Origin of the sequence: Methylobacterium aquaticum, from assembly GCF_001043915.1 — a bacterium.
GTDB lineage: Bacteria > Pseudomonadota > Alphaproteobacteria > Rhizobiales > Beijerinckiaceae > Methylobacterium > Methylobacterium aquaticum.
The window spans coordinates 1-19000 of record NZ_LABX01000140.1 but is presented as its reverse complement, the minus strand read 5'-3'; the positions used below and the strand labels follow the sequence as shown (position 1 = coordinate 19000).

The window sequence follows — 19000 nt, the reverse complement described above, 5'->3', positions numbered from 1 at the left end:
GGGACAGGCGGGGGGAGGAGCCGTGATGATCGGGGGCGGTCCCGCTCTCCGTCATTCCGCCGTCAGCCACAGCCAATGCCCGTCAGGGTCGCGCAGCACCGCATCGCTGCCGCCTCCGGGCCGCGGGACCGGCCCTGGCGAGAGGAGATGCCCCGCATGGAGGGCGCAGATCCTCGCCAGGAGGTCGCCATCCGTCATCGCGATCACCAGGCGGGTCGCCGCGATGTCGTTCACCGCGAGGGCGGGGGCCGATCGGGATGGGCTGCCGCGGTAGCACAGCAGCTCGACATGGGGCGGCCGTCCATCGGGGAAGCCGAGGCCCGTCACCTCGACCACCGGGTCGGCGACCGCGTCGAGGCGGGCCTGTTCCGGCCCGGTATTGAGCGAGCGCGACGCCACGCGCAGGCCGAGGGATTCGTAGAACGCGACGCTGCGGGCCGTGTCGGCGACCGAGATCGCCGAATGGTCGACCCCGAGGCAGGGGCCGCTGGCCTCGCGCCCGCGCCAGGTCTCGGGCATGGCCTGCGGCGGGAAGGCGAGCAGTTCGAGCGGATGGCCCTCGGGGTCGCGGAACTTGAACGCCGTCACGCCGCCCGAGGAGGCGGGCAGCCGCACCGGCCCTTCGGTCGAGATCAAGCGCCGGCCCGGATGCGACGACAGGCGGGCGCACGCCGCCGCCATGTCGGAGACGATGATCGCGCAGTGCTGGAACAACCGGCTGAAGCCGGGTACGTCGCCCGGATAGGGCCGGCCGGCCGGTGTCACCGACACGAGGTCGAGACTCTGGTCGCCGAGACGTAACGGGACGGTCCGCGCCCCGGAGAGGCCGGTCACGGCGGAGAAATCCGAGGCCGGCGGCGCCTCGCCATCGGTGAAGCCCAAAGCCTCGCGATAGAAGCCCGCGAGACGCTCCGGATCGGTCGCGTTCAGGGCGATACGGGCGAGACGAAGCACGCTCACGGCGTCTGCACCCCGCGCCGATCGAGGAAGATCGAATAAAGCGTGTGCGAGCCGCCGATGAACAGGCGGTTCTTGACCGGCCCGCCGAAGGTGATGTTCGAGACCCGGTGGGGTACCAGGATCTTGCCCATCAGCTTGCCCTCCGGGCTGAGGCAATGCACGCCGTCCGCCGCGCTCGACCAGACGTTGCCGTCCTCGTCGACCCGCATCCCGTCGCAATAGCCGGGCGAGATCGTGTGGAAGATGGCGCCGCCGGACAAAGCGCCGTCGGACGCGACGTCGAAGACCCGGATATACTGGCGCGGGTTCGTCTTCGACTGGTCACCGGTCTCGGCGACGTAGAGCCGGCGCTCGTCGGGCGAGAAGGCGAGGCCGTTCGGCCCGTCGAAATCGCCGGCCATGACCTGGATCTCGTTCGTCCGCGGATCGAAGCGGTAGAGGGCCGGGGGCTGCTCGGAGGTCTGGCGTCCGCCCTCGTAATCGTTCGAGATGCCGTAGACCGGATCGCTGAACCAGATCGTCCCGTCCGACTTCACGACCACGTCGTTCGGCGCGTTCAGCCGCTTGCCGGCATGGCTGTCGACGAGCGTCGTGACCGTGCCATCGTATTCGGTGCGATACAGGCAGCGGCCGCGATGCGAACAGGCGATCAGCCGCCCTTGCCGGTCGCGGGTCTGGCCGTTGGCGTAGTGCGAGGGCTGGCGGTAGACCGAGACACCGGCGCCCTCGATCCACCGCATCGTGCGGTTGCGCGGCAGGTCCTGGAACAGCAGGCAATCGGCGTCGCCCATCCAGACCGGGCCCTCGATCCAGCGGAAGCCGGAGCCGAGTTCCTCCAAGGGCGCGTTGCCCAGGATGTAGTGCGCGAAGCGCGCGTCGTGGATCTCGAACCCGTCCATGGCGTCACCGGAACCGGCAGGCGGCCCCGGTGGCCGGGGGCGTGTCGAATTGGACGATCATCAGCACCGCCGGTTCGGTCCCGACCGTGCCGGAGCGGTGGCCCTTCCTGCCGTCGACCTCGCGGACGTTCTGGTCCTCGCCGAACGAGATCTCGCCCGGTCCCATCTCGACCCGGGTGCCGTCCATCGATTCGACGAACCAGCGGCCCGAGAGCGGGATGATCCATTGCGGCTTCGGGTTCGGGTGCCAGTCGCCGGTCCAGCCGACCGGCTGCACGGTCACGAACACGGTGGCGCCGTCATGGGTCTTCTGCCCCTGCCATTGCGGCGGGGCCGGCGGCGACATCGACTTCTCCTCGAACTCGGTGAAGGCGCAAGCCGTCTGGTGGCTGATCCCGTCCGCATCGGCCCAGAGGTGCCAGTAGGGAACGGAAGGCGTCTGGTCGCTCATCGGGCGGTCTCGCTGAGGCTGTAGGGCTTGGACGAGGCGAAGGGGTCCGAGACGAACGTCTCGACCGTCGCCGCCCCGGTGCCGAAGGTGACGAGCAGAAACCCGCCGGCGAGCGCGAGGTTCTTCCAGAAGTCCCAGAAAAGCTCCCGCCCCTTGCCGCCGGACCAGAAATCGCCCGGTGCCCAGAACTGTTTCCAGAGGAGTGCCGTGACGCCGCAATAGCCGGCGAGCACGAAGGCGGCGAAGCGATCGGCGATGCCGGTGAGGATGCCGAGCGACATCACGATCTCGACGAAGACGCCGATCAGGATCAGCGCGGTCGCCGGACCGGTCGCATGGACCGCTTGCTTTGCCTGCCCGACGGCGCCGCGAAAGTTGAGGATCTTGTCGAGGGCGCTGAACGGCAGGAACAGCATCACCAGGAGGAGCCTCACCCCGAAGGCGACCGCGATGCTGAAGCTGGCCATCCGGATCCCCACTGCCGGTTGTGCATGTGCGAAAAGCTAAGTGGGGCGCATCGACGTCCGCGCCAGCCCCGCCATATGCTCCCTGGCACGGCCAGACGGCCCTGCATCATCCCGCGCCTGCCGCAGAAAAAGGGATCGCCGATGACCGGGAACCGGCATTACGACGTCGTCGTCATCGGCTCCGGGCCCGGCGGCGGCACCATGGCGTGGCGGCTGGCCCAGACCGGCAAGCGCATCCTGCTGCTCGAGCGCGGCGACTACCTGCCGCGGGAGCGGGAGAACTGGGACAGCCAGGCGGTCTTCGTCGAGGCCCGCTACCAGGCCCCCGAAACCTGGTATGGCGCCGACGGCTCCAGCTTCCATCCCGGGTTACACTATTGCGTCGGCGGCAACAGCAAGGTCTACGGCTCCGTCCTGCTTCGCCTGCGCGAGAAGGATTTTTATCCGATCCGCCACCCGGACGGGATCTCGCCGGAATGGCCGGTGAAGTACGACGTGTTCGAGCCGTACTATCAGGCGGCGGAGGAACTCTATTACGTCCACGGCCTGCGCGGCGAGGACCCGACAGAGCCGCCCGCCCCGAAACCCTACGCCTACCCGCCGGTCACCCACGAGCCCCGGATCCAGGAGCTGTTCGACGGGCTCAAGCGCGAGGGGCATCACCCCTTCCACCTGCCGGTCGGCGTGCGGCTGGAGGAGCGCGACGGCGCGCCGCTGCCGCATTCCGCCTGCATCCGCTGCGACGCCTTCGACGGCTATCCCTGCATCACCAACGGCAAGGCCGACGCGCAGGTGACCTGCGTCGACCCGGCGCTCGCGGCGCACCCGAACCTCACCCTGATGACCAACGCTTACGTCGACCGGCTCCTGACCGATCCGGCGGGTCGGACGGTCACCGGCGTCGAGGTCAAAAGCGGCGAGGCGACCGAGGTCTTCACCGGCGACATCGTGGTGGTGGCCTGCGGTGCGCTGTCCTCGGCCCTCCTCCTGCTGCGCTCCGCCAGCGACGCCCATCCGCAGGGGCTGGCCAACCGCTCGGGGCAGGTCGGCCGCAACTACATGCGGCATAACAATGCCACCGTGCTCGCCATCTCGCGCACCCCGAACCCGACCCGGTTCCAGAAGACGCTGGGCCTCAATGACTTCTATTTCGGCGCCGACGACTGGGAGTTTCCCCTCGGCCATATCCAGATGGTCGGCAAGTCGGACGGCGTGCAGATCCGCGGCGAGGGGCTGCCGGGCTTCCTGCAATGGTTCCCGGAAAAGCCGTTCGACTGGATCGCCGCGCATTCCCTCGATTTCTGGCTCACCACCGAGGACCTGCCGGTCCCGGAGAACCGGATCTTCTACGAGGGTGGACAGGTGAGGCTCGACCTGACGGAGACCAACGCGGAGGCCCTGCACCGGCTGAAGGCGAAGCTGCGCGACCTCTGCGGCAAGCTCGACATCCACCCGCACCTGTTCGACCGCTCGCTCTATCTCGGCAAGGACGTGCCGATCGGCGGCACCGCCCACCAGGCCGGGACGCTCCGCTTCGGCCCCGATCCCGCGACCTCGGTCCTCGACCTCGACTGCAAGGCGCACGAACTCGACAACCTGTATGTCACCGATGCAAGCTTCTTTCCGTCGATCGGCGCCGTGAACCCGACGCTGACGATCATCGCCAATGCGCTGCGGGTGGCGGACCAGATCATCGGGCGGCTGGGGGCGTAGGCTCCGACCTGTTTCGCGGAGCGCGCGACGGCCCGTGCCTCACGCATAGGTGCCGCACGCCCGTCCGGGCTATGACGGACCGCCCCCCGAAGGAGCCCCCGATGCCCCTGGACCCCGCCTTGCGTGACCGTATCGCCGCCGCCGTCGCCGAGAACTTTTCCGAGCAGATCGCCCATACCCAGGCGCTGATGCGCTTCCCCTCGACGCGCGGCGAGGAACAGGCGGTCCAGGACTTCGTCTTCCGCACGTTTCGCGATCGCGGCTACGCCATGGACCGCTTCGCCATGGACCGGGCCGAGATCGAGGCGCATCCCGGCGGCGCGAGGTTCAGCCCGGAGCATTCCGAGGCGCCGATCGTCGTCGGCATCCACCGGCCGCGGGAGGAAAGCGGGCGCTCGCTGATCCTCCAGGCCCATGTCGACGTGGTGCCGCCGGGGCCTGCCGACCTCTGGACCCATCCGCCCTTCGCGCCGGTGGTGGAGGGCGACTGGCTCTATGGCCGCGGCGGCGCCGATATGAAGGCCGGCCACGCCGCCAACCTGTTCGCCCTCGACGCGCTGCGCCGCATCGGCCTCCAGCCGGCCGCCACCGTGACCCTGCAATCGGTGGTCGAGGAGGAATCGACCGGCAATGGTGCCCTAATGACCCATCTGCGCGGCTACCGCGCCGATGCGGTGCTGATCCCCGAGCCCGAGGAGGAGATGCTGGTGCGCGCCAATACCGGCGTGCTGTGGTTCCGGGTCGAGGTCCGGGGCCGGCCGGTCCATGTCCGCGAGATGGGCACGGGCGCGAACGCCATCGACGCCGCCTACCGGGTGATCGGGGCGCTGCGGGCCCTCGAAGAGCGTTGGAACGCCGACAAGGCCGGCCGCCCGCATTTCGAGGACGAGGCGCACCCGATCAACCTCAATATCGGGCGGATCGAGGGCGGCGACTGGGCCTCCTCGGTGCCGGCCTGGTGCCGGATCGATTGCCGCATCGCGCTCTATCCGGGCACGAGCGCGGCGGAGGCCGCCCGCGAGATCGAGGCGGCGGTGGCGGCCTTCGCCCGCGACGACGCCTTCCTGTCGAACAGCCCGCCGAGCGTCACCTTCCACGGCTTCTTCGCCGAGGGCTACGTGCTGGAGGAGGGATCGGAGGCCGAGGCGGTGCTCGGCCGGGCGCACGAGGCGGCGACCGGGACGGCGCTCAAGAGCTTCATGACCGCCGGCTACCTCGATACCCGGGTCCATGCCCTCTACGACCGGGTGCCGGCGCTCTGCTACGGGCCGAAGAGCGAGAACATCCACGGCTTCGACGAGCGGGTCAGCCTCGCCTCGTTGAAGCGCATCACCACCGCGATGGCTTTGTTCGTCGCCGAGTGGTGCGGCACCGAACCCGTCTGAGAGGAGGGCGGGCCCTGGACGGGGCCCGCCTTCCGGTCAATCGAAGCTGCGCTTCGACCCCGATCCGCCCAGGCTGATCTTGCGGGCCTGGGGCGCCGCCGGGGCGGCCTGGACCGTCTTGGGCGGCGGCAGGTGGGCCTGGCCGTGGACCACGGCGCCGATCTCGCCCAACGCCTTCACCAGATCGTCCTTGCCGCAGGTGCGGGCGACGGTGAGGCCGAGCTTGTGGGTGTGGCTCTTGGCGTAGAGATAGCCGGCGAGCTTGGCACGGGTCTGCACCGGCAGCGCGTCGAGGAGGTCCGGCAGGTCCTCCGGCTCGGCCCGGTAGATCTCCCCGAGGGTCGCGAGGGGGACCGGGCAGTCGCGGTCCGCTTCCGCGCCGCTGGTGGGGTGGCCCTGGATCATGATGCGTCCTCCGGCTGATGGCGTGCGGCCGAGTCTAGGTCCGTTCGCCCGGGGATGAAACCACGGGGCGTTCGGCGATTCGGGCGCTCGCGCTCCGGCGTCTCGATGCCCTATGCTCGCGCGGGAGACCAGGGGGAGCCGCATGGCCAAGACGGGTGACGTCACGACGGGTGAGGTCAAGACGGACGGCGTGACGAGTGCCGCGGACCCGGCGGCACAGCGGCCGCAGGGCGACCTGACGGTGCGGACCATCGCCATGCCGGCCGACACCAACGCCAACGGCGACATCTTCGGCGGCTGGGTGATGTCGCAGATGGACCAGGCCGGCGGCATCGCCGGGGTCGAGCGGGCGCAGGGGCGCGTCGTCACGGTGGCGGTCGACGGCATGACCTTCCTGCGGCCGGTGCGGGTCGGCGACGTGCTCTGCGTCTACACCCAGGTGGTCGGCACCGGCCGCACCTCGATGCGGATCCAGATCGAGGCCTGGGCCCGGCGCTTCCGCACCCAGACCCGCGAGAAGGTGACGGTCGGCGTGTTCACCTTCGTGGCGATCGACGACGAGGGACGCCCGCGCCCGATCCCGCCGGCGGCGCCGGGCCTGAGCCCGTGACCCTGGCTCTTCCAGACCCGGCGCCGTTCGCCTGCCAGGAATGCGGGGCCTGCTGCGCCTATTCGGCCGAGTGGCCCCGGTTCAGCACCGAGGACGACGCCGACATCGCCCGGATCCCGGCGATCTACGTCGACGATCCGGCCGGGCGGATGCGCTGCGAGGGCGAACGATGCAGCGCCCTCGACGGCCGGATCGGCGAGCGCGTGGCGTGCAAGGTCTACGCGGTGCGCCCCGAAGTCTGCCGCACCTGCGAGCCCGGCGACCCGGAATGCCTGATCGCTCGGCGGCATCACGGCCTGCCGGTCTGACGTCCCGGCCCCTTGCATCCGCGGCCCCGCACCGGCACATCCGCCAGATGATCGATCATCCGACCCGGGACGTCGGCTTCGGGGTCTACCTGCACTGGCCCTTCTGCGCCGCGAAGTGCCCCTATTGCGACTTCAACAGCCACGTCCGCCACACGCGCCTCGACCAGGCGCGGTGGCGGGCCGCCTTCGCGCGGGAGATCGCCCATGCGGCCTCCCTCGCGCCGGGGCGGACCGTCACCAGCATCTTCCTCGGCGGCGGCACCCCCTCGCTGATGGAGCCCGAGACCGTGGGGGCGCTCCTCGATGCGGTGGCGGGGGCCTGGAGCGTGTCGCCCGGCATCGAGGTGACCCTGGAGGCCAATCCGACCAGCGTCGAGGCCGGCCGCTTCCGCGGCTACCGGGCGGCGGGGGTCAACCGGGTCTCCCTCGGGGTCCAGGCCCTCGACGACGCCTCGCTCAAGACGCTCGGCCGGCTGCACAGCACCGAGGAGGCGATGCGGGCGGTGGAGACCGCCGCCGCCCATTTCGACCGGTACTCGTTCGACCTGATCTATGCCCGCCCCCACCAGACGCCCGCGGCCTGGGCGGCGGAACTGCGCGGCGCGATCGCCCGGGCGGCCGAGCATCTCTCGCTCTACCAGCTCACCATCGAGGAAGGGACGCCGTTCTTCGGCCTTGCCGCCGCCGGCAAGCTCACGGTGCCGGACGACGACTCGGCCCGGATCCTCTACGACGTGACGCAGGAGGTCTGCGAGGCGGCCGGCCTGCCGGCCTACGAGATCTCGAACCACGCCCGGCCCGGCGCCGAATCGCGCCACAACCTGCTCTACTGGCGCTACGGCGAATATGCGGGCATCGGCCCCGGCGCCCATGGCCGCCTGGTCCTGCCCGGGGGCCGCACCGGCACCTCCACCGAGCGCAACCCGGAAGCCTGGCTCGCCCGGGCCGAGGGCGAGGGCCACGGCATCGTCGAGACGGAGTCCTTGAGCGCGGGCGATCAAGCCGACGAGTTCCTAATGATGGGCCTGCGCCTGCGCGAGGGCATCGACCCCGCCCGCTACGCCGCGCTGGCGGGACGGCCCCTCGATCCGGACCGCATCGCCGGGCTGGTCGCGGCCGGGCTCGTCGCGCGGATACCGGGCGAGCGCATCGCCGCGACACCGAAGGGCGCCCCGGTGCTCAACGCCGTGGTGGCCGAGCTCGCGGCGTGATCAGGTGCCCGAGGGCCCGAGCGCCCGGGGCGCCGGGCTGACGATCGTCGCGCCGCCGCCGCGGATCTCGAACACCGCCAGCGTCCGGTCGCTGGGGCCCTCCGGGCGGAACCGGAACGTGCCGTCGATCCCGGCGAAGCCCGAGGGGTTGGTGAGGGTGGTGTCGGTGAAGCGCTGGGAGCCGTATTGGCGGTTCAGCGCCGCGGCGAGGGACACTGCGTCGAAGGCGAGCGTCGCGACCCGCACCGGATCCGACCCGAACCGGGCTCGGTAGCGCTGGCTGAAGCCGGTGAAGCCCGCCGGATCGGCGGCGGCGAACCAGCCGCCCTGGAAGGCCGGCAGCGCGAAGACCCGGGGATCGTTCCACACCGCGGTGCCGACCGGCCTGACGCGGGCCGGGTTGAAGCCGGCGCGGGTCAGGGCCGGGCCGGCGGCGCTCAGCCCCTCGGGCGTGTCGGGCAGGAACAGCGCGTCGGCCTGCGCGGCGGGCCCGGCGATGAGCGGGGCGAGGCGCCCGATCGACGCGGCGGGATTGCCGGCGGGATAGCGCTCGATCGCCACTACACGGCCGCTGCGGCGGGCCACCGCCTCGCGGAACTGCGCCTCGACGACGCGGCCATAGACCGTGTCCGGAATCAGGGCCGCGAAGGAGCGCCGCCCGGACGCCGTGGTCTCGTCGATGATCCGGTCGACCTCCGTCTGCGGCAGGAAGCTCAGCAGGTAGACGCCGCGGGCCGCCACGCTGGCATCGGTCGAGAAGGCGATCACCGGCTTGCCGGTCGGCCGCACCGTGGTGGCGGCCGACTGGACCGTGGCGGCAAAGAGCGGGCCGACGACGAGTTCGGCCCCCTCGGCGAGCGCGGCGGCGGCCGCCTCCCGGGCGCCGTCCGGCGTGCTGCGGTCGTCCTTCACCAGGATCGTCAGGTCGGGGCTCTGCGATTCCTGCAACGCCAGCTCGGCGGCATTGCGCAGGCTCGCCCCCACGGCGGCGCCGGGGCCGGAGAGCGGCAGGATCAGCGCCACCTTGACGCTGCCGGACCCCAGCACCGTCGCGTCGCCGGCCGGTGCCGGTGCCTCGACCGGCGGCGCGGTGCGGGTGGCGACGACCGGGCTGTCGACCCCGCCGCAGGCGGCGAGGCCCGACAGGACGGCGAGCATCACGGCGCTCCGTCTGATGCCAACGGCCCACGACGCTGACCCATCGGGCCGTTGACCCATCTCGAACTTTCGATGCCACACCAGAGGCTTAGCGAAAATTCGAGAACGGCACCAAAGGTCGTTTCCAACGACCGTTGGCATGAGACGCCTCAGAGTGTCGAGGCCGATGCCCCCCATCGCCCGCTCCCCCGATCCGGCTCCCGCGCCGCGGCGACGGCAACCTACAGCAACATCCGTGCCCGGTGCATAAAGTCTGCCGCCGAAAAGTAAACGACCGCTCCCCTGCGCCGCGCCATGGCGTCGCGCGGCCGAGCCGTGGCAATGTGGCGGCGATGACCCAGCGCAGCGACGATTCCCGCCGCCGTTCCCCCGACCGCGCCGCCGGTCGGGGTCCGGCCGTCTATACCGCCTTCGGCCTGGCCGCCGAGGCCGAGCCCCTGTCCCCCGGCCTGCACGTGGTGGCGACGCCGATCGGCAACCTGAAGGATGTGACCTTCCGGGCGCTCTCGACGCTGGCCGCCGCCGACGCAGTGCTGGCGGAAGATACGCGGGTCACCCGCACGCTGCTTGCCCATTACGGCATCACCACGCCGCTCCTCGCCTATCACGAGCATTCCGGGGAGAGCGTGCGCGAGCGGATGATCGCCCGCATGAAGGACGGCGAGGCCCTGGCGCTGGTCTCGGATGCCGGCACGCCGCTGGTCTCGGATCCGGGCTTCAAGCTGGTCCAGGCGGCGATCGAGGCGGGCCTGTCCGTCACCCCGATTCCCGGCCCCTCGGCGGCGATCACCGCGCTGGTCGCCGCGGGCCTGCCGACCGACCGGTTCTTCTTCGAAGGCTTCCTGCCGCAGAAGAGCGGCGCGCGGCGCAACCGCCTCGCGGTGCTCGCGGGGGTGCCCGGTACCCTGGTGCTGTTCGAGGCGCCCCACCGCCTGCCCGAGATGCTGACGGACGCCGCCGAGGTTCTGGGCGGCGCCCGCCCCGCCGCGGTGGCGCGCGAGCTGACCAAGCTGTTCGAGACCGTGCGCCGCGGCGACCTCGCGGGGCTCGCCGCCGAGTATGCCGCCTCCGGCCCGCCGAAGGGCGAGGTGGTGGTGGTGATCGGCACCGCGCCCGAGGACGCGCCGGGCCCGGAAGCCGACGCCGATCTCGACGCCCGGATCGAAGCGGCGCTCGCCCGCCACTCGATCAAGGACGCCGCCAGCCTCGTCGCCGACGAGACCGGCCTGAAGCGGCGCGAGGTCTATGCCCGCGCCCTGGTGCTGGCCCGCCGCGCCGACGATGCCGGCGAGGTCTGACGCCGCGCGCCGCCGGCTCCACCTCGCCCGCGGCCGGCGGGCCGAGTGGCTCGCCGCTTTCGCCCTCCTCCTCAAGGGCTACCGGCCGCTGGCCTGGCGCGTCTCGGTCGGCGGCGGCGAGATCGACCTGATCGTGCGCCGCGGCCACGTCGTCGCCTTCGTGGAGGTCAAGGCGCGGCCGACCCTGGAGGAGGCGTTCGTGTCGATCGACGCCCGCAAGCGCCGCCTGTTCTCCCGCGCCGTCCGGGCCTGGATCGCCCGGGAGCCGTGGAGCGCCGCGCTCACCTTGCGGGCGGACGCGGTGTTCGTGGCGCCGGGCCGCTGGCCCCGGCACGTCGTCTCGGCCTTCACGCTCGAGATGGACCGTTAATCCGGATTACCCACTTTCGTTCATCTCGCGTGCAGCGCAACATGCCTAAGCTTGCGGCCGTGATGAGGTCGCGAGGGTGAGAGGGCACGCAATGCGCAGCGGTTTTGGATGCGAGTCCTGCGGCTCGCCGGGGGTGCGTCTGCCGGCCGATCTGACCGACGACGCGATGATCCAGTGCGATGGCTGCGGCTGCACGCTGATGGCCTGGGGCGCCTTCAAGCGCCGCGTCGAGGCGCAGGAAGCGGCCGACACCCGCAAGCCCACTGAACAGCGGGCCGTTGCTGCGTCGCAGCGGATCGCGCGCTGAGGGGCTTGCCGCTTCAGGGTGACGTGATGTGAGAACACGGCGGGCGTCGCGCATCCCGCCTCAAAGGAAGAAATCCGTAAGTTTTTGATGTTACGGTTCTCGAGCATTGTCCGACGAAGTGGATACCGGTTCGTCGTAGACAATGCGGCAAAATCAAAGAGATAGAGAAGCTTCGCGATGGCAACGCGATCGTGAAGCGCTCCAGGTCTGGGCGCAGGATCCCCTCTCCCGAGTGGAGTGCGGTCCCGTTCAGGGAACGCAGCGAGGCGTGAGCCGAGGGTGATTCCGGAGGAGTCTCCCTCGTCGAGCCCCCTTACCCGCGCTCCGGCTTCGTCTCCGCCCGTGTCATCGACGACACGGTCGATGACGTCCTCTTACCGCGAGACGGCGGGCCTGCCCGACATCGTCCGTCGCTTGCAGATCCCGGGATCTGTCGATGAGGCGAGACGCCCGGGCCCCGTCATGCCTGTCACTGAGCGCCCGGCCGTCGACGGGATCGCGCGTCCCACGCCGGCGGCATCCGGCGCACTGATCCGACGACCGCCCCCGGGGGCTCGCGCCTCAGCCCGCCGCCGCGATCGCGGCGATCAGAGTGCGCTTGAGATCCTGCTGGCTGAACGGCTTCTGCACCACGGGGCGGTCGCGGAAGGGTTCGCGGATGCCGGCGCCGCCATACCCGGTCGAGAAGACCAGCGGCAGGCCACGGCGCACGATCGCCTCGGCGACGGGGTAGATCGGCTCGCCGGCGACGTTGACGTCGAGGATCGCGACCACGAAGCTCTCGCTCTCGGCCATCTCGAGCGCCTTGCTCAGCCGGGCCGCCGGACCCACGACCTCGCAGCCGAAATCGAGCAGCATGTCCTCCAACAGCATCGAGATCGCCGCTTCGTCCTCCACCACGAGGACGCGGGCACCGTTCAGGAGGTCTTCGCTTGTGTCCGTGCCCACGCCGGAGTTCTTTCCCTCAACGCCCCGTATCGAGGCCCGACCGACCTGTCCCTGCCGTGGCGGCGACCGCTCGACCGTCAGGGGCTCCATCCGCCCGCAACCCAGGCGAGTCCGCGCCGGCAGCCAAGACCGGTGCCGGTGAGCCGTCGCCCGGAACGCCAGACATGTCAAGCGCACGGACCTGGGACGCGATGCAGCGGCGGCCCGATACTCCCCACCCCTTGAACCGGCGGGCCCTGATCGCGGGGGGACTCGCCGGATGGGCCCTCTCGTCCAGCGCGGCGCGGGCCGAGCGGCCGGTCGTCGTCGCCTCGAAGGTCGATGGGGAGGGCGCCCTGCTCGGCCACCTGATCGTGATGGTGCTGCGGCGCCTCGGCGTGCCGGTGACGGCCCGGCTCCAGCTCGGGCCGACCCGCATCGTGCGGACCGCGCTGACCGCGGGCGAGATCGATCTCTACCCCGAATATACCGGCAACGCCGCGTTCTTCTCCGGCACCGCGGCCGATCCGGTCTGGCGCCGGGCGGAGACGGCTTATGCGGCGGCGAAGGCGTTCGACGCCAGGAACGGCGTCGCCTGGCTCACGCCAGCGCCGGCCAACAACACCTGGCAGATCGCCGTGCAGGGCGGGCTCGCCCGGGCCGAGCGCCTCGCCACGATGGCGGATTTCGCCGGTGCGGTCCGCCGCGATCTGATCGAACTCTGCGCCTCGGCGGAGTTCGTCGAGAGTCCGGCGGCCCTGCCGTCCTTCGAGCAGGCTTACGATTTCGTGATGCCGCGGGAGCGGATCGTGATGCTGCCCGGCGGCGCCACCGCCGTCACCTTGCGGGCGGCCGCGCAAGGCATCAGCGGGGTCAATGCCGGCATGGTCTACGGCACCGACGGGGCGATCGCGGCCCTCGACGTGGTGGTGATGAGCGATCCCGCCGGCGCGCAGATCGTCTACGAGCCGGCGCCGGTGATCCGCCACGCCGTCCTCGATCGCCATCCGGCCATCGCCCCCGCCCTCGACCGCCTCTTCGCCGGCCTCGACCTCCCGACCCTGCGGCGGCTGAACGCCGAGGTGGCGGTGGAGGGCGACACCCCGGAGGCGGTCGCCCACCGCTACCTCGGATCCCTGACGCCATGATTGTGGACATCCCGAATCGGTCGACGGCTTGGCTCCCGGCGGCGATGGCGGTCCTCGCCGCCGCGGCCCTCACCGGCCTGCCGTTCCTCACCCTGGCGCCGAACCGCCTGGTGCCGGGCGTACCCGTCGGAACCGGCCTTGCCGGGGCGGTGGCGGGCGCCCTCGCGGTCGGGTCGGCGGTGCTGCTCGCCGGAACGGCGCGGCCCTGGCGCGGCCTGGCCGCCCTCGCGGCGGCGCTGATCGCCTGGGGCCTGCTGCTCGCCGGCCTCGGGCACGGCGCCGCCGGGCTCCTCGCGGGCCAGAAGCCGGCCGCGCGCGCCGCCCTCGGCTCGGGCGGATGGCTCGCCCTGCTGGCGCTCGCGGGGCTCGCCGGGGAGGCGGCGCGGGCCGTCCTGCCGCGCCGGGGCGGCCTTGCCGCCGCCCTGCTCCTCCTTGGCCTCTCGATCATCATCGCGGGGGCGGGCCTCCTCGAATCCCTGTCGCTCGCGGTCGAGTACCGGGCGCGGGCGGGGGCCGTGGCGGGGGCCATCGTGCAGCATCTCGGCCTCGCCTCGGCATCGCTGCTGATCGCCCTCGTGGTCTCCGTGCCCCTGGCGCTCCTGCGCCTGCGCGACGGGCCGGCTGCGCGCCTCGTCGACGGGCTGGTGAGCGGGATCCAGGTCGTGCCGGCGCTCGCGCTGTTCGCCGCCCTGGTGGCGGGGCTGTCGGGCCTGCTCGCCCTGGTGCCGGCCCTCAGGAGCCTCGGCCTCTCCGCCATCGGCCCGGTGCCGGCGGTGATCGGCACCGCCGCCTATCTGTGCCTGCCGCTGGTGAGCGGGCTTGCCGCCGGCCTCGCGGCGGCGGATCCCGACGTACTCGCCGCCGCCCGGGCGATCGGCCTCACGCCGCGCGAGGTGCTGCTGCGGGTGCGGCTCCCGCTCGGCGCGCCGGTCCTGATCGGCAGCGTGCGGGTCGCCGCGGTGCAGAGCGTCGGCCTCGCCACGCTCGGGGGCCTCGTCGGGGCAGGCGGGCTCGGGGCGCTGGTCTTCGAGGGCATGGCGCAGTTCGCCCAGGACCTGATCCTGCTCGGCGCCCTCCCGGTGATCGGCCTCGCCCTCGTGGCCGATGCCGGGCTCGCGCTCCTCGCCGGCACCGGGGAGCGACCGGCATGACCCGCAACCGGATGACCCGTGCACTCGTGCCCCTCGTCGTGGCCGCATGCCTCGCGGGGCTCAGCCTGCCGGAGGTCGCCGGCCTCGTGGTCCGGGTCCTCGGCCTCCAGGCCGGCATGCCGGTGCCGGCCGGGCGCCTCGCCTGGCTCGCCCGGCAGCATCTCGCCCTGGCGCTGGCGGGCTTCTTCCTCGCGGGCGGAGCCGGGCTCGCCCTCGGCATCCTGGCGACCCGCGCTGCCGGTGCCTCCCTGCGCGCCACCCTCGACACCCTGGCCGCCGCCGCCCAGGCCGCGCCGCCGGTGGTGATCGTGGCCTTGGCGCTTCCGGTGCTCGGCTTCGGTGCGCCGCCGATCCTGCTGGCGCTCGCCGCCTACGGCCTGATGCCGGTGATGCGCGGGACGGTGGGCGCCCTCGCCACCGTGCCGGAGGAGGTGCGCAGGGCGGCGATCGGGATGGGGCTCACCCCGACGCAGATTCTCGTGCGGGTCGAGCTGCCGCTCGCCGCCGGGCCGATCCTGGACGCCTTGCGGGTGGTGCTGGTGCTGGCGGTGGCGACCGCCGCGATCGGCGCGCTCGCCGGTGCCCAGACCCTCGGCACGCCGATCGTGGTCGGGTTGCAGACCCAGAACACCCTGGCCCTGATCCAGGGGGCGGCCGCGGCAGCGGCGCTGGCCTTCCTGACGGATGCAGCCTGGCTTGCCGCAGCGGCGGGCGTGAGCCGATTGGTGCGACGGTCATCGTGAGGTCGGCGGCCTCGCCGATCCGGGGCGGGACCGGGATCGGCGAGGCGGTTGGTGTTATACCAGCGGTCGAAAGAAAACGACCTTTGGTTCCGTTCTCCAATTTCCGCTCAGCCTTTGGCTTCGTATCGAAAACGTGAGATGATTCATCGGCCCGATGCGTCAGCATCTTGGGCCGGTGGTATTACGCCGCCAGCCCGCGCTTGCGCAGCAGCGGCGCGGTGCTCGGCAGCCGGCCGCGGAAGGCCGTGTAGGCGCTGCGGGCGTCGCGCAGGTTCCCGGCGCCGTACACGTAGGTGCGCAGGCGCTCGGCGGTGGCGGGATCGAAGATGTTCCCGGCCTCCCGGAACGCATCGAAGGCGTCGGCGTCCAGCACCTCGGACCAGAGGTAGCTGTAATAGCCCGCCGCGTAGCCTTCCCCGGCGAAGATGTGCTGGAAATGCGGCGTGCGGTGGCGCATCGCGATCTCGGCCGGCATGCCGATGCGGCGCAGCGACTCGGCCTCGAAGGCCAGCGGATCGATGCCGGTCTCGGCCTCGGGCGACAGGTGCAGGTCGAGGTCGACGATGGCTGACGCCGTGTATTCCACCGTGGCGAAGCCCTGGTTGAAGGTGCGGGCGGCGAGCAGCCGGTGCAGCAGGTCCTCGGGCATCGGTTCGCCGGTGCGGTAGTGGCGGGCATGGGCCCGCAGCACCTCCGGCTGCTCCAGCCAATGCTCGTAGAGTTGCGACGGCAGCTCGACGAAGTCGCCCGCCACCGCGGTGCCGGCGAGCATCGGATAGGTCACGTTCGAGAGCAGGCCGTGCAGGGCATGGCCGAATTCATGGAACAGCGTGCGGGCGTCGTCGAAGGAGAGCAAAGCCGGCTCGCCCTCGGCCCCCTTGGCGAAGTTCATCACGTTGACGATGATCGGCGTGACCGCGCCGGTCAGGCGCTCCTGCGAGCGGAAGCCGCTCATCCAGGCGCCCGAGCGCTTGCTGGGCCGCGCGAAGTAGTCGCCGAGGAACAGGCCGATCACCCGCCCGTCCCGATCGGCGACCTCCCAGGCCCGCACCTCCGGGTGGTAGCGCGGCACGTCCGACAACTCGGCGAAGGAGAGCCCGAACAAACGATGCGCCGTGTCGAAGGCGGCCTGGATCATGCCCTCGAGGGACAGGTACGGCTTGATCTCGCCCTCGTCGAGGTCGTGCTCGCGCCGGCGCAGGCGCTCGGCATAGTGGCGCCAGTCCCACGGCGCGAGGTCGAAGGTCTGCCCGTCCTCGCGGGCCAGCGCCTGGAGCCGGTCGCGCTCGCTCTCGGCCCGGCGGCGGGCCGGGGCCCAGACCTCTTCCAGGAGCCCGACCGCGGCGTCCGCGCTGCCCGCCATCGTGTCGTCGAGCCGGTAGGCGGCGTAGCTCGTGTAGCCGAGGAGGCGGGCTCGCTCGGCGCGCAGCCGCAGGGTCTCGGTGATGATCGCCCGGTTGTCGGTCTCACCACCAGTCTCGCCCCGGCGGAGCCAGGCGGCATAGGCCCGCTCGCGCAGATCCCGCCGCGTCGAGAAGACCAGGAACGGGTCGATCAGCGAGCGCGACAGGGTGACGACGTGGCGGCCAGGCAGGCCGCGCTCCTCGGCGGCCCGCGCCGCGGCGGCGCGCAGGAACGGCGGCAGGCCGGCAAGGTCGTTCTCGCCGGTCAGTTCCAGCGTAAAGGCGCCCTCGTCGGCGAGCAGGTTCTGGCTGAACTGGGTGCCGAGTTCGGCGAGCCGCGCCGCGATGGCGGCCATCCGCTCCTTGGCTTCGGCATCCAGCTCGGCGCCGGCGCGGCGAAAGCGCAGGCGGTAGCGCTCCCGCACCCGTTTCGCCTCGTCGCTCAGGCCCTCCTCGCCGATGGCGGCGACCCGCGCCCACAGATCCGGGTTGAGGTAGATCGCGCTGCCGTGGCGGGCGAGGCGCGGCGCCACCGCCCGCTCCACCGCCTGAAGCTCCGGGTTGGTGTGGCTGCCGGTGAGGTTGAAGAAGGTCGAGGAGACCCGCCGCAGGGCCTGGCCCGAGCGCTCCAGCGCCTCGATCGTGTTGGCGAAGGTCGGCGGCTCGGGGTTGCCGGCGATCGCCTCGATCTCGGCGACGTGCTGGGCCAGCGCCCGATCGAAGGCCGGCTCGTAATGCGCGGGCGTGATGCGCTCGAAGGGCGGCAGCCGGTGGGGCGTGGTCCAGGCCGGCTCGGAGAAGGGGTTGGGCTCGTGCTCCGCCGTGACGCCGCGCATGCTGATCCTCTCGCTCGAAGGGCGCGCGACGATAGACCCTCGGGCGCGGGGCGCAAGCGTGGCAACGGGCGCGAGCGGCAAGAGGCGCGGGAACGGCCGCGCTTGCCCGCCCGTTGAGGAGCCGAACGGGGGGCGCGCCATGCCGGGGACGATGACGGGGCGGATCCTTGCCACGCTGGTGGGGGGCGTCGTCCTGGCCGGTCCCGCCGGCGCCCAGGCGCCGCTGAGCCGGATCCCGGCCCATGCGGTGCCGCTGCCGCCGCCACGGCCGGAGGAGGCCAAGGATCCGACGTCCAAAGGCTCCGGTGCCCAGGACTCCGCGGCGAAGGACCCGGCCGTCAAGGATGCGGCCCCCAGCGAGACGCCCAAAGACACACCGGGACCGGCGCCGCTGCCGCCCGAGCGGCCCGCCGACCTGCCCTCCGGCCCAGCCCCGACCCCCGCCACGATCGTGCCCGACGACACCGCCTGCCTGCGCCGGCTCGAACGCCTCGGGGTCAAGGCCGAGCCGGTGGCGCCGCTCTCCGACGGCTTGTGCGGCGCGGCCCGGCCCCTACGGGTGACCGCGCTGCCCGACGGCGTTCCGCTGGCGCCGGCCGCCACCCTCACCTGCGTCGCCGCGGAGGCGCTCGGCCGCTGGAGCACCGAGGTGCGGGAGATCGCCGCGCGCACGCTCTCGACGGTGCCCCGAACAGTCCAGATCGGCGGCTCCTACGAGTGCCGCGGCCAGAACCACGACCCGACTGCCAAGCTCAGCGAGCACGCCTATGCCAACGGGATCGACGTGACGGGCTTCACCTTCGAGGGCCGGGCACCGGTGACGGTGGGCGCGGCGCGGGAGGGCACGCCGGAGGCGGCGTTCGAGGCCGCCATTCGGGCTCGGGCCTGCGGCTTCTTCCGCACGGTGCTTGGCCCCGGCTCGGACGCCGCCCATGCCACCCATCTCCACCTCGACGAGCGCGAGCGCCCGGCCGGCCATCGCCTGTGCCAGTGAACACGGACGGATCCGGGACCGGGAGCGGGCCCTTCCGTGACGGCGGCCACGGCCGGCGCTCAGGTGGCCACCGTCAGGATTCTCGAGGAGAGGCGACACGAATGGCTGCGACAACGCCTGCGAGGCAAGCCGCCAAACGATTGAGAGACCTTGATATTGAGCGGAGTGCACGCGACCGTGCCACAACCACGCGACAAACCCCGCCGGCCGAGCCTGAGCGGGGTTTGTCGTGTGGTTGGTTGCGGGGACAGGATTT

General features: G+C 71.9%; 20 protein-coding genes. 12 read left to right on the top strand and 8 right to left on the bottom strand.

Features of this window, described 5'->3' with window-relative positions:
• Nucleotides 1-51: 51 nt before the first annotated feature.
• From VP06_RS18155 to VP06_RS18140, 4 genes are read right to left on the bottom strand one after another with little or no spacing between them, the layout of a single operon-like run.
• The gene (locus tag VP06_RS18155; protein WP_053081901.1) at nt 52-960 is read right to left on the bottom strand and encodes a VOC family protein; all 909 of its coding nucleotides are present in this window, start codon (nt 958-960) and stop codon (nt 52-54) included.
• Complete coding sequence (locus VP06_RS18150) at nt 957-1859, bottom strand: SMP-30/gluconolactonase/LRE family protein (RefSeq protein WP_048465186.1); 903 nt, start codon at nt 1857-1859, stop codon at nt 957-959. Before VP06_RS18150 ends, VP06_RS18155 begins: the two co-directional genes overlap by 4 nt.
• A gap of 4 nt (nt 1860-1863) precedes the next feature.
• Nucleotides 1864-2310 carry a cupin domain-containing protein gene (locus VP06_RS18145; RefSeq protein ID WP_048465185.1) on the bottom strand — a complete coding sequence of 149 codons (447 nt, stop codon included), beginning with the start codon at nt 2308-2310 and terminating at the stop codon, nt 1864-1866.
• Nucleotides 2307-2777, bottom strand: a complete 471-nt coding sequence (locus VP06_RS18140) for a DoxX family protein (protein ID WP_048465184.1) — start codon at nt 2775-2777, stop codon at nt 2307-2309. Before VP06_RS18140 ends, VP06_RS18145 begins: the two co-directional genes overlap by 4 nt.
• A gap of 141 nt (nt 2778-2918) precedes the next feature.
• Between VP06_RS18140 and VP06_RS18135 the strand changes: the two genes are divergently transcribed.
• Together VP06_RS18135 and VP06_RS18130 are read left to right on the top strand one after the other, a co-directional pair.
• Nucleotides 2919-4490 carry a GMC oxidoreductase gene (locus VP06_RS18135; RefSeq protein WP_048465183.1) on the top strand — a complete coding sequence of 524 codons (1572 nt, stop codon included), beginning with the start codon at nt 2919-2921 and terminating at the stop codon, nt 4488-4490.
• Nucleotides 4491-4591: 101 nt separating this feature from the next.
• A complete protein-coding gene (locus tag VP06_RS18130; RefSeq protein ID WP_048465182.1) occupies nt 4592-5875 on the top strand; it encodes an ArgE/DapE family deacylase in 1284 nt (427 codons plus the stop codon).
• A 36-nt stretch (nt 5876-5911) separates the two neighbouring features.
• Here VP06_RS18130 and VP06_RS18125 read toward each other — a convergent pair whose 3' ends face one another.
• A complete protein-coding gene (locus VP06_RS18125; protein WP_048465181.1) occupies nt 5912-6280 on the bottom strand; it encodes a hypothetical protein in 369 nt (122 codons plus the stop codon).
• Between the two features lie 256 nt (nt 6281-6536).
• Here VP06_RS18125 and VP06_RS18120 point away from each other — a divergent pair, with 256 nt between their 5' ends.
• Genes VP06_RS18120 through hemW form a run of 3 tightly spaced genes read left to right on the top strand, consistent with a single transcriptional unit; the run spans nt 6537 to nt 8409 of the window.
• The gene (locus VP06_RS18120; RefSeq protein ID WP_245291228.1) at nt 6537-6890 is read left to right on the top strand and encodes an acyl-CoA thioesterase; all 354 of its coding nucleotides are present in this window, start codon (nt 6537-6539) and stop codon (nt 6888-6890) included.
• Nucleotides 6887-7198: a YkgJ family cysteine cluster protein gene (locus VP06_RS18115; RefSeq protein WP_245291227.1), complete on the top strand. Its 312-nt coding sequence runs from the start codon at nt 6887-6889 to the stop codon at nt 7196-7198. The genes VP06_RS18120 and VP06_RS18115 overlap by 4 nt, the downstream gene beginning before the upstream one ends.
• 47 nt (nt 7199-7245) lie before the next feature.
• The gene (gene hemW, locus VP06_RS18110) at nt 7246-8409 is read left to right on the top strand and encodes a radical SAM family heme chaperone HemW (RefSeq protein ID WP_048465180.1); all 1164 of its coding nucleotides are present in this window, start codon (nt 7246-7248) and stop codon (nt 8407-8409) included.
• Here the strand turns inward: hemW and VP06_RS18105 are convergent, their stop codons facing one another.
• Entirely contained in the window at nt 8410-9567 is a 1158-nt protein-coding gene (locus tag VP06_RS18105; protein ID WP_156295667.1) for a penicillin-binding protein activator, read from the bottom strand.
• 332 nt (nt 9568-9899) lie between these two features.
• On the opposite strand from VP06_RS18105, the gene rsmI reads away from it, so the two are divergent.
• The 3 genes from rsmI to VP06_RS18090 all read left to right on the top strand — a co-directional run bounded on the left by rsmI (nt 9900) and on the right by VP06_RS18090 (nt 11542).
• Nucleotides 9900-10865, top strand: coding sequence for a 16S rRNA (cytidine(1402)-2'-O)-methyltransferase (rsmI, locus tag VP06_RS18100; protein WP_048465188.1), 966 nt, complete (start codon nt 9900-9902; stop codon nt 10863-10865).
• The gene (locus tag VP06_RS18095) at nt 10849-11235 is read left to right on the top strand and encodes a YraN family protein (RefSeq protein WP_156295666.1); all 387 of its coding nucleotides are present in this window, start codon (nt 10849-10851) and stop codon (nt 11233-11235) included. The genes rsmI and VP06_RS18095 overlap by 17 nt, the downstream gene beginning before the upstream one ends.
• 91 nt (nt 11236-11326) lie before the next feature.
• Entirely contained in the window at nt 11327-11542 is a 216-nt protein-coding gene (locus tag VP06_RS18090; protein WP_048465177.1) for a hypothetical protein, read from the top strand.
• 561 nt (nt 11543-12103) lie between these two features.
• Here the strand turns inward: VP06_RS18090 and VP06_RS18085 are convergent.
• Nucleotides 12104-12490 carry a response regulator gene (locus VP06_RS18085; protein ID WP_048465176.1) on the bottom strand — a complete coding sequence of 129 codons (387 nt, stop codon included), beginning with the start codon at nt 12488-12490 and terminating at the stop codon, nt 12104-12106.
• Nucleotides 12491-12654: 164 nt separating this feature from the next.
• On the opposite strand from VP06_RS18085, the gene VP06_RS18080 reads away from it, so the two are divergent.
• The 3 genes from VP06_RS18080 to VP06_RS18070 are packed head-to-tail and all read left to right on the top strand — an operon-like array spanning nt 12655 to nt 15511.
• The gene (locus tag VP06_RS18080; RefSeq protein ID WP_245291226.1) at nt 12655-13617 is read left to right on the top strand and encodes a glycine betaine ABC transporter substrate-binding protein; all 963 of its coding nucleotides are present in this window, start codon (nt 12655-12657) and stop codon (nt 13615-13617) included.
• The gene (locus VP06_RS18075) at nt 13614-14768 is read left to right on the top strand and encodes an ABC transporter permease (RefSeq protein WP_082167474.1); all 1155 of its coding nucleotides are present in this window, start codon (nt 13614-13616) and stop codon (nt 14766-14768) included. Before VP06_RS18080 ends, VP06_RS18075 begins: the two co-directional genes overlap by 4 nt.
• The gene (locus VP06_RS18070; protein ID WP_048465174.1) at nt 14765-15511 is read left to right on the top strand and encodes an ABC transporter permease; all 747 of its coding nucleotides are present in this window, start codon (nt 14765-14767) and stop codon (nt 15509-15511) included. The genes VP06_RS18075 and VP06_RS18070 overlap by 4 nt, the downstream gene beginning before the upstream one ends.
• 181 nt (nt 15512-15692) lie before the next feature.
• Here the strand turns inward: VP06_RS18070 and VP06_RS18065 are convergent, their stop codons facing one another.
• Nucleotides 15693-17750 carry a M3 family metallopeptidase gene (locus tag VP06_RS18065; RefSeq protein WP_048465173.1) on the bottom strand — a complete coding sequence of 686 codons (2058 nt, stop codon included), beginning with the start codon at nt 17748-17750 and terminating at the stop codon, nt 15693-15695.
• 139 nt (nt 17751-17889) lie between these two features.
• Between VP06_RS18065 and VP06_RS18060 the strand changes: the two genes are divergently transcribed.
• Nucleotides 17890-18744 carry an extensin family protein gene (locus VP06_RS18060; protein WP_245291225.1) on the top strand — a complete coding sequence of 285 codons (855 nt, stop codon included), beginning with the start codon at nt 17890-17892 and terminating at the stop codon, nt 18742-18744.
• Nucleotides 18745-19000: the final 256 nt, after the last annotated feature.

What these genes read in the sequence shown, in the direction of transcription:
- VP06_RS18150 (WP_048465186.1), bottom strand. Translation starts at nt 1,859, where the DNA reads ATGGACGGGTTCGAGATCCACGACGCGCGCTTCGCGCACTACATCCTG.
- VP06_RS18145 (WP_048465185.1), bottom strand. Translation starts at nt 2,310, where the DNA reads ATGAGCGACCAGACGCCTTCCGTTCCCTACTGGCACCTCTGGGCCGAT.
- VP06_RS18140 (WP_048465184.1), bottom strand. Translation starts at nt 2,777, where the DNA reads ATGGCCAGCTTCAGCATCGCGGTCGCCTTCGGGGTGAGGCTCCTCCTG.
- VP06_RS18135 (WP_048465183.1), top strand. Translation starts at nt 2,919, where the DNA reads ATGACCGGGAACCGGCATTACGACGTCGTCGTCATCGGCTCCGGGCCC.
- VP06_RS18130 (WP_048465182.1), top strand. Translation starts at nt 4,592, where the DNA reads ATGCCCCTGGACCCCGCCTTGCGTGACCGTATCGCCGCCGCCGTCGCC.
- VP06_RS18125 (WP_048465181.1), bottom strand. Translation starts at nt 6,280, where the DNA reads ATGATCCAGGGCCACCCCACCAGCGGCGCGGAAGCGGACCGCGACTGC.
- VP06_RS18120 (WP_245291228.1), top strand. Translation starts at nt 6,537, where the DNA reads ATGCCGGCCGACACCAACGCCAACGGCGACATCTTCGGCGGCTGGGTG.
- hemW (WP_048465180.1), top strand. Translation starts at nt 7,246, where the DNA reads ATGATCGATCATCCGACCCGGGACGTCGGCTTCGGGGTCTACCTGCAC.
- VP06_RS18105 (WP_156295667.1), bottom strand. Translation starts at nt 9,567, where the DNA reads ATGCTCGCCGTCCTGTCGGGCCTCGCCGCCTGCGGCGGGGTCGACAGC.
- rsmI (WP_048465188.1), top strand. Translation starts at nt 9,900, where the DNA reads ATGACCCAGCGCAGCGACGATTCCCGCCGCCGTTCCCCCGACCGCGCC.
- VP06_RS18095 (WP_156295666.1), top strand. Translation starts at nt 10,849, where the DNA reads ATGCCGGCGAGGTCTGACGCCGCGCGCCGCCGGCTCCACCTCGCCCGC.
- VP06_RS18090 (WP_048465177.1), top strand. Translation starts at nt 11,327, where the DNA reads ATGCGCAGCGGTTTTGGATGCGAGTCCTGCGGCTCGCCGGGGGTGCGT.
- VP06_RS18080 (WP_245291226.1), top strand. Translation starts at nt 12,655, where the DNA reads ATGTCAAGCGCACGGACCTGGGACGCGATGCAGCGGCGGCCCGATACT.
- VP06_RS18075 (WP_082167474.1), top strand. Translation starts at nt 13,614, where the DNA reads ATGATTGTGGACATCCCGAATCGGTCGACGGCTTGGCTCCCGGCGGCG.
- VP06_RS18070 (WP_048465174.1), top strand. Translation starts at nt 14,765, where the DNA reads ATGACCCGCAACCGGATGACCCGTGCACTCGTGCCCCTCGTCGTGGCC.
- VP06_RS18065 (WP_048465173.1), bottom strand. Translation starts at nt 17,750, where the DNA reads ATGCGCGGCGTCACGGCGGAGCACGAGCCCAACCCCTTCTCCGAGCCG.
- VP06_RS18060 (WP_245291225.1), top strand. Translation starts at nt 17,890, where the DNA reads ATGCCGGGGACGATGACGGGGCGGATCCTTGCCACGCTGGTGGGGGGC.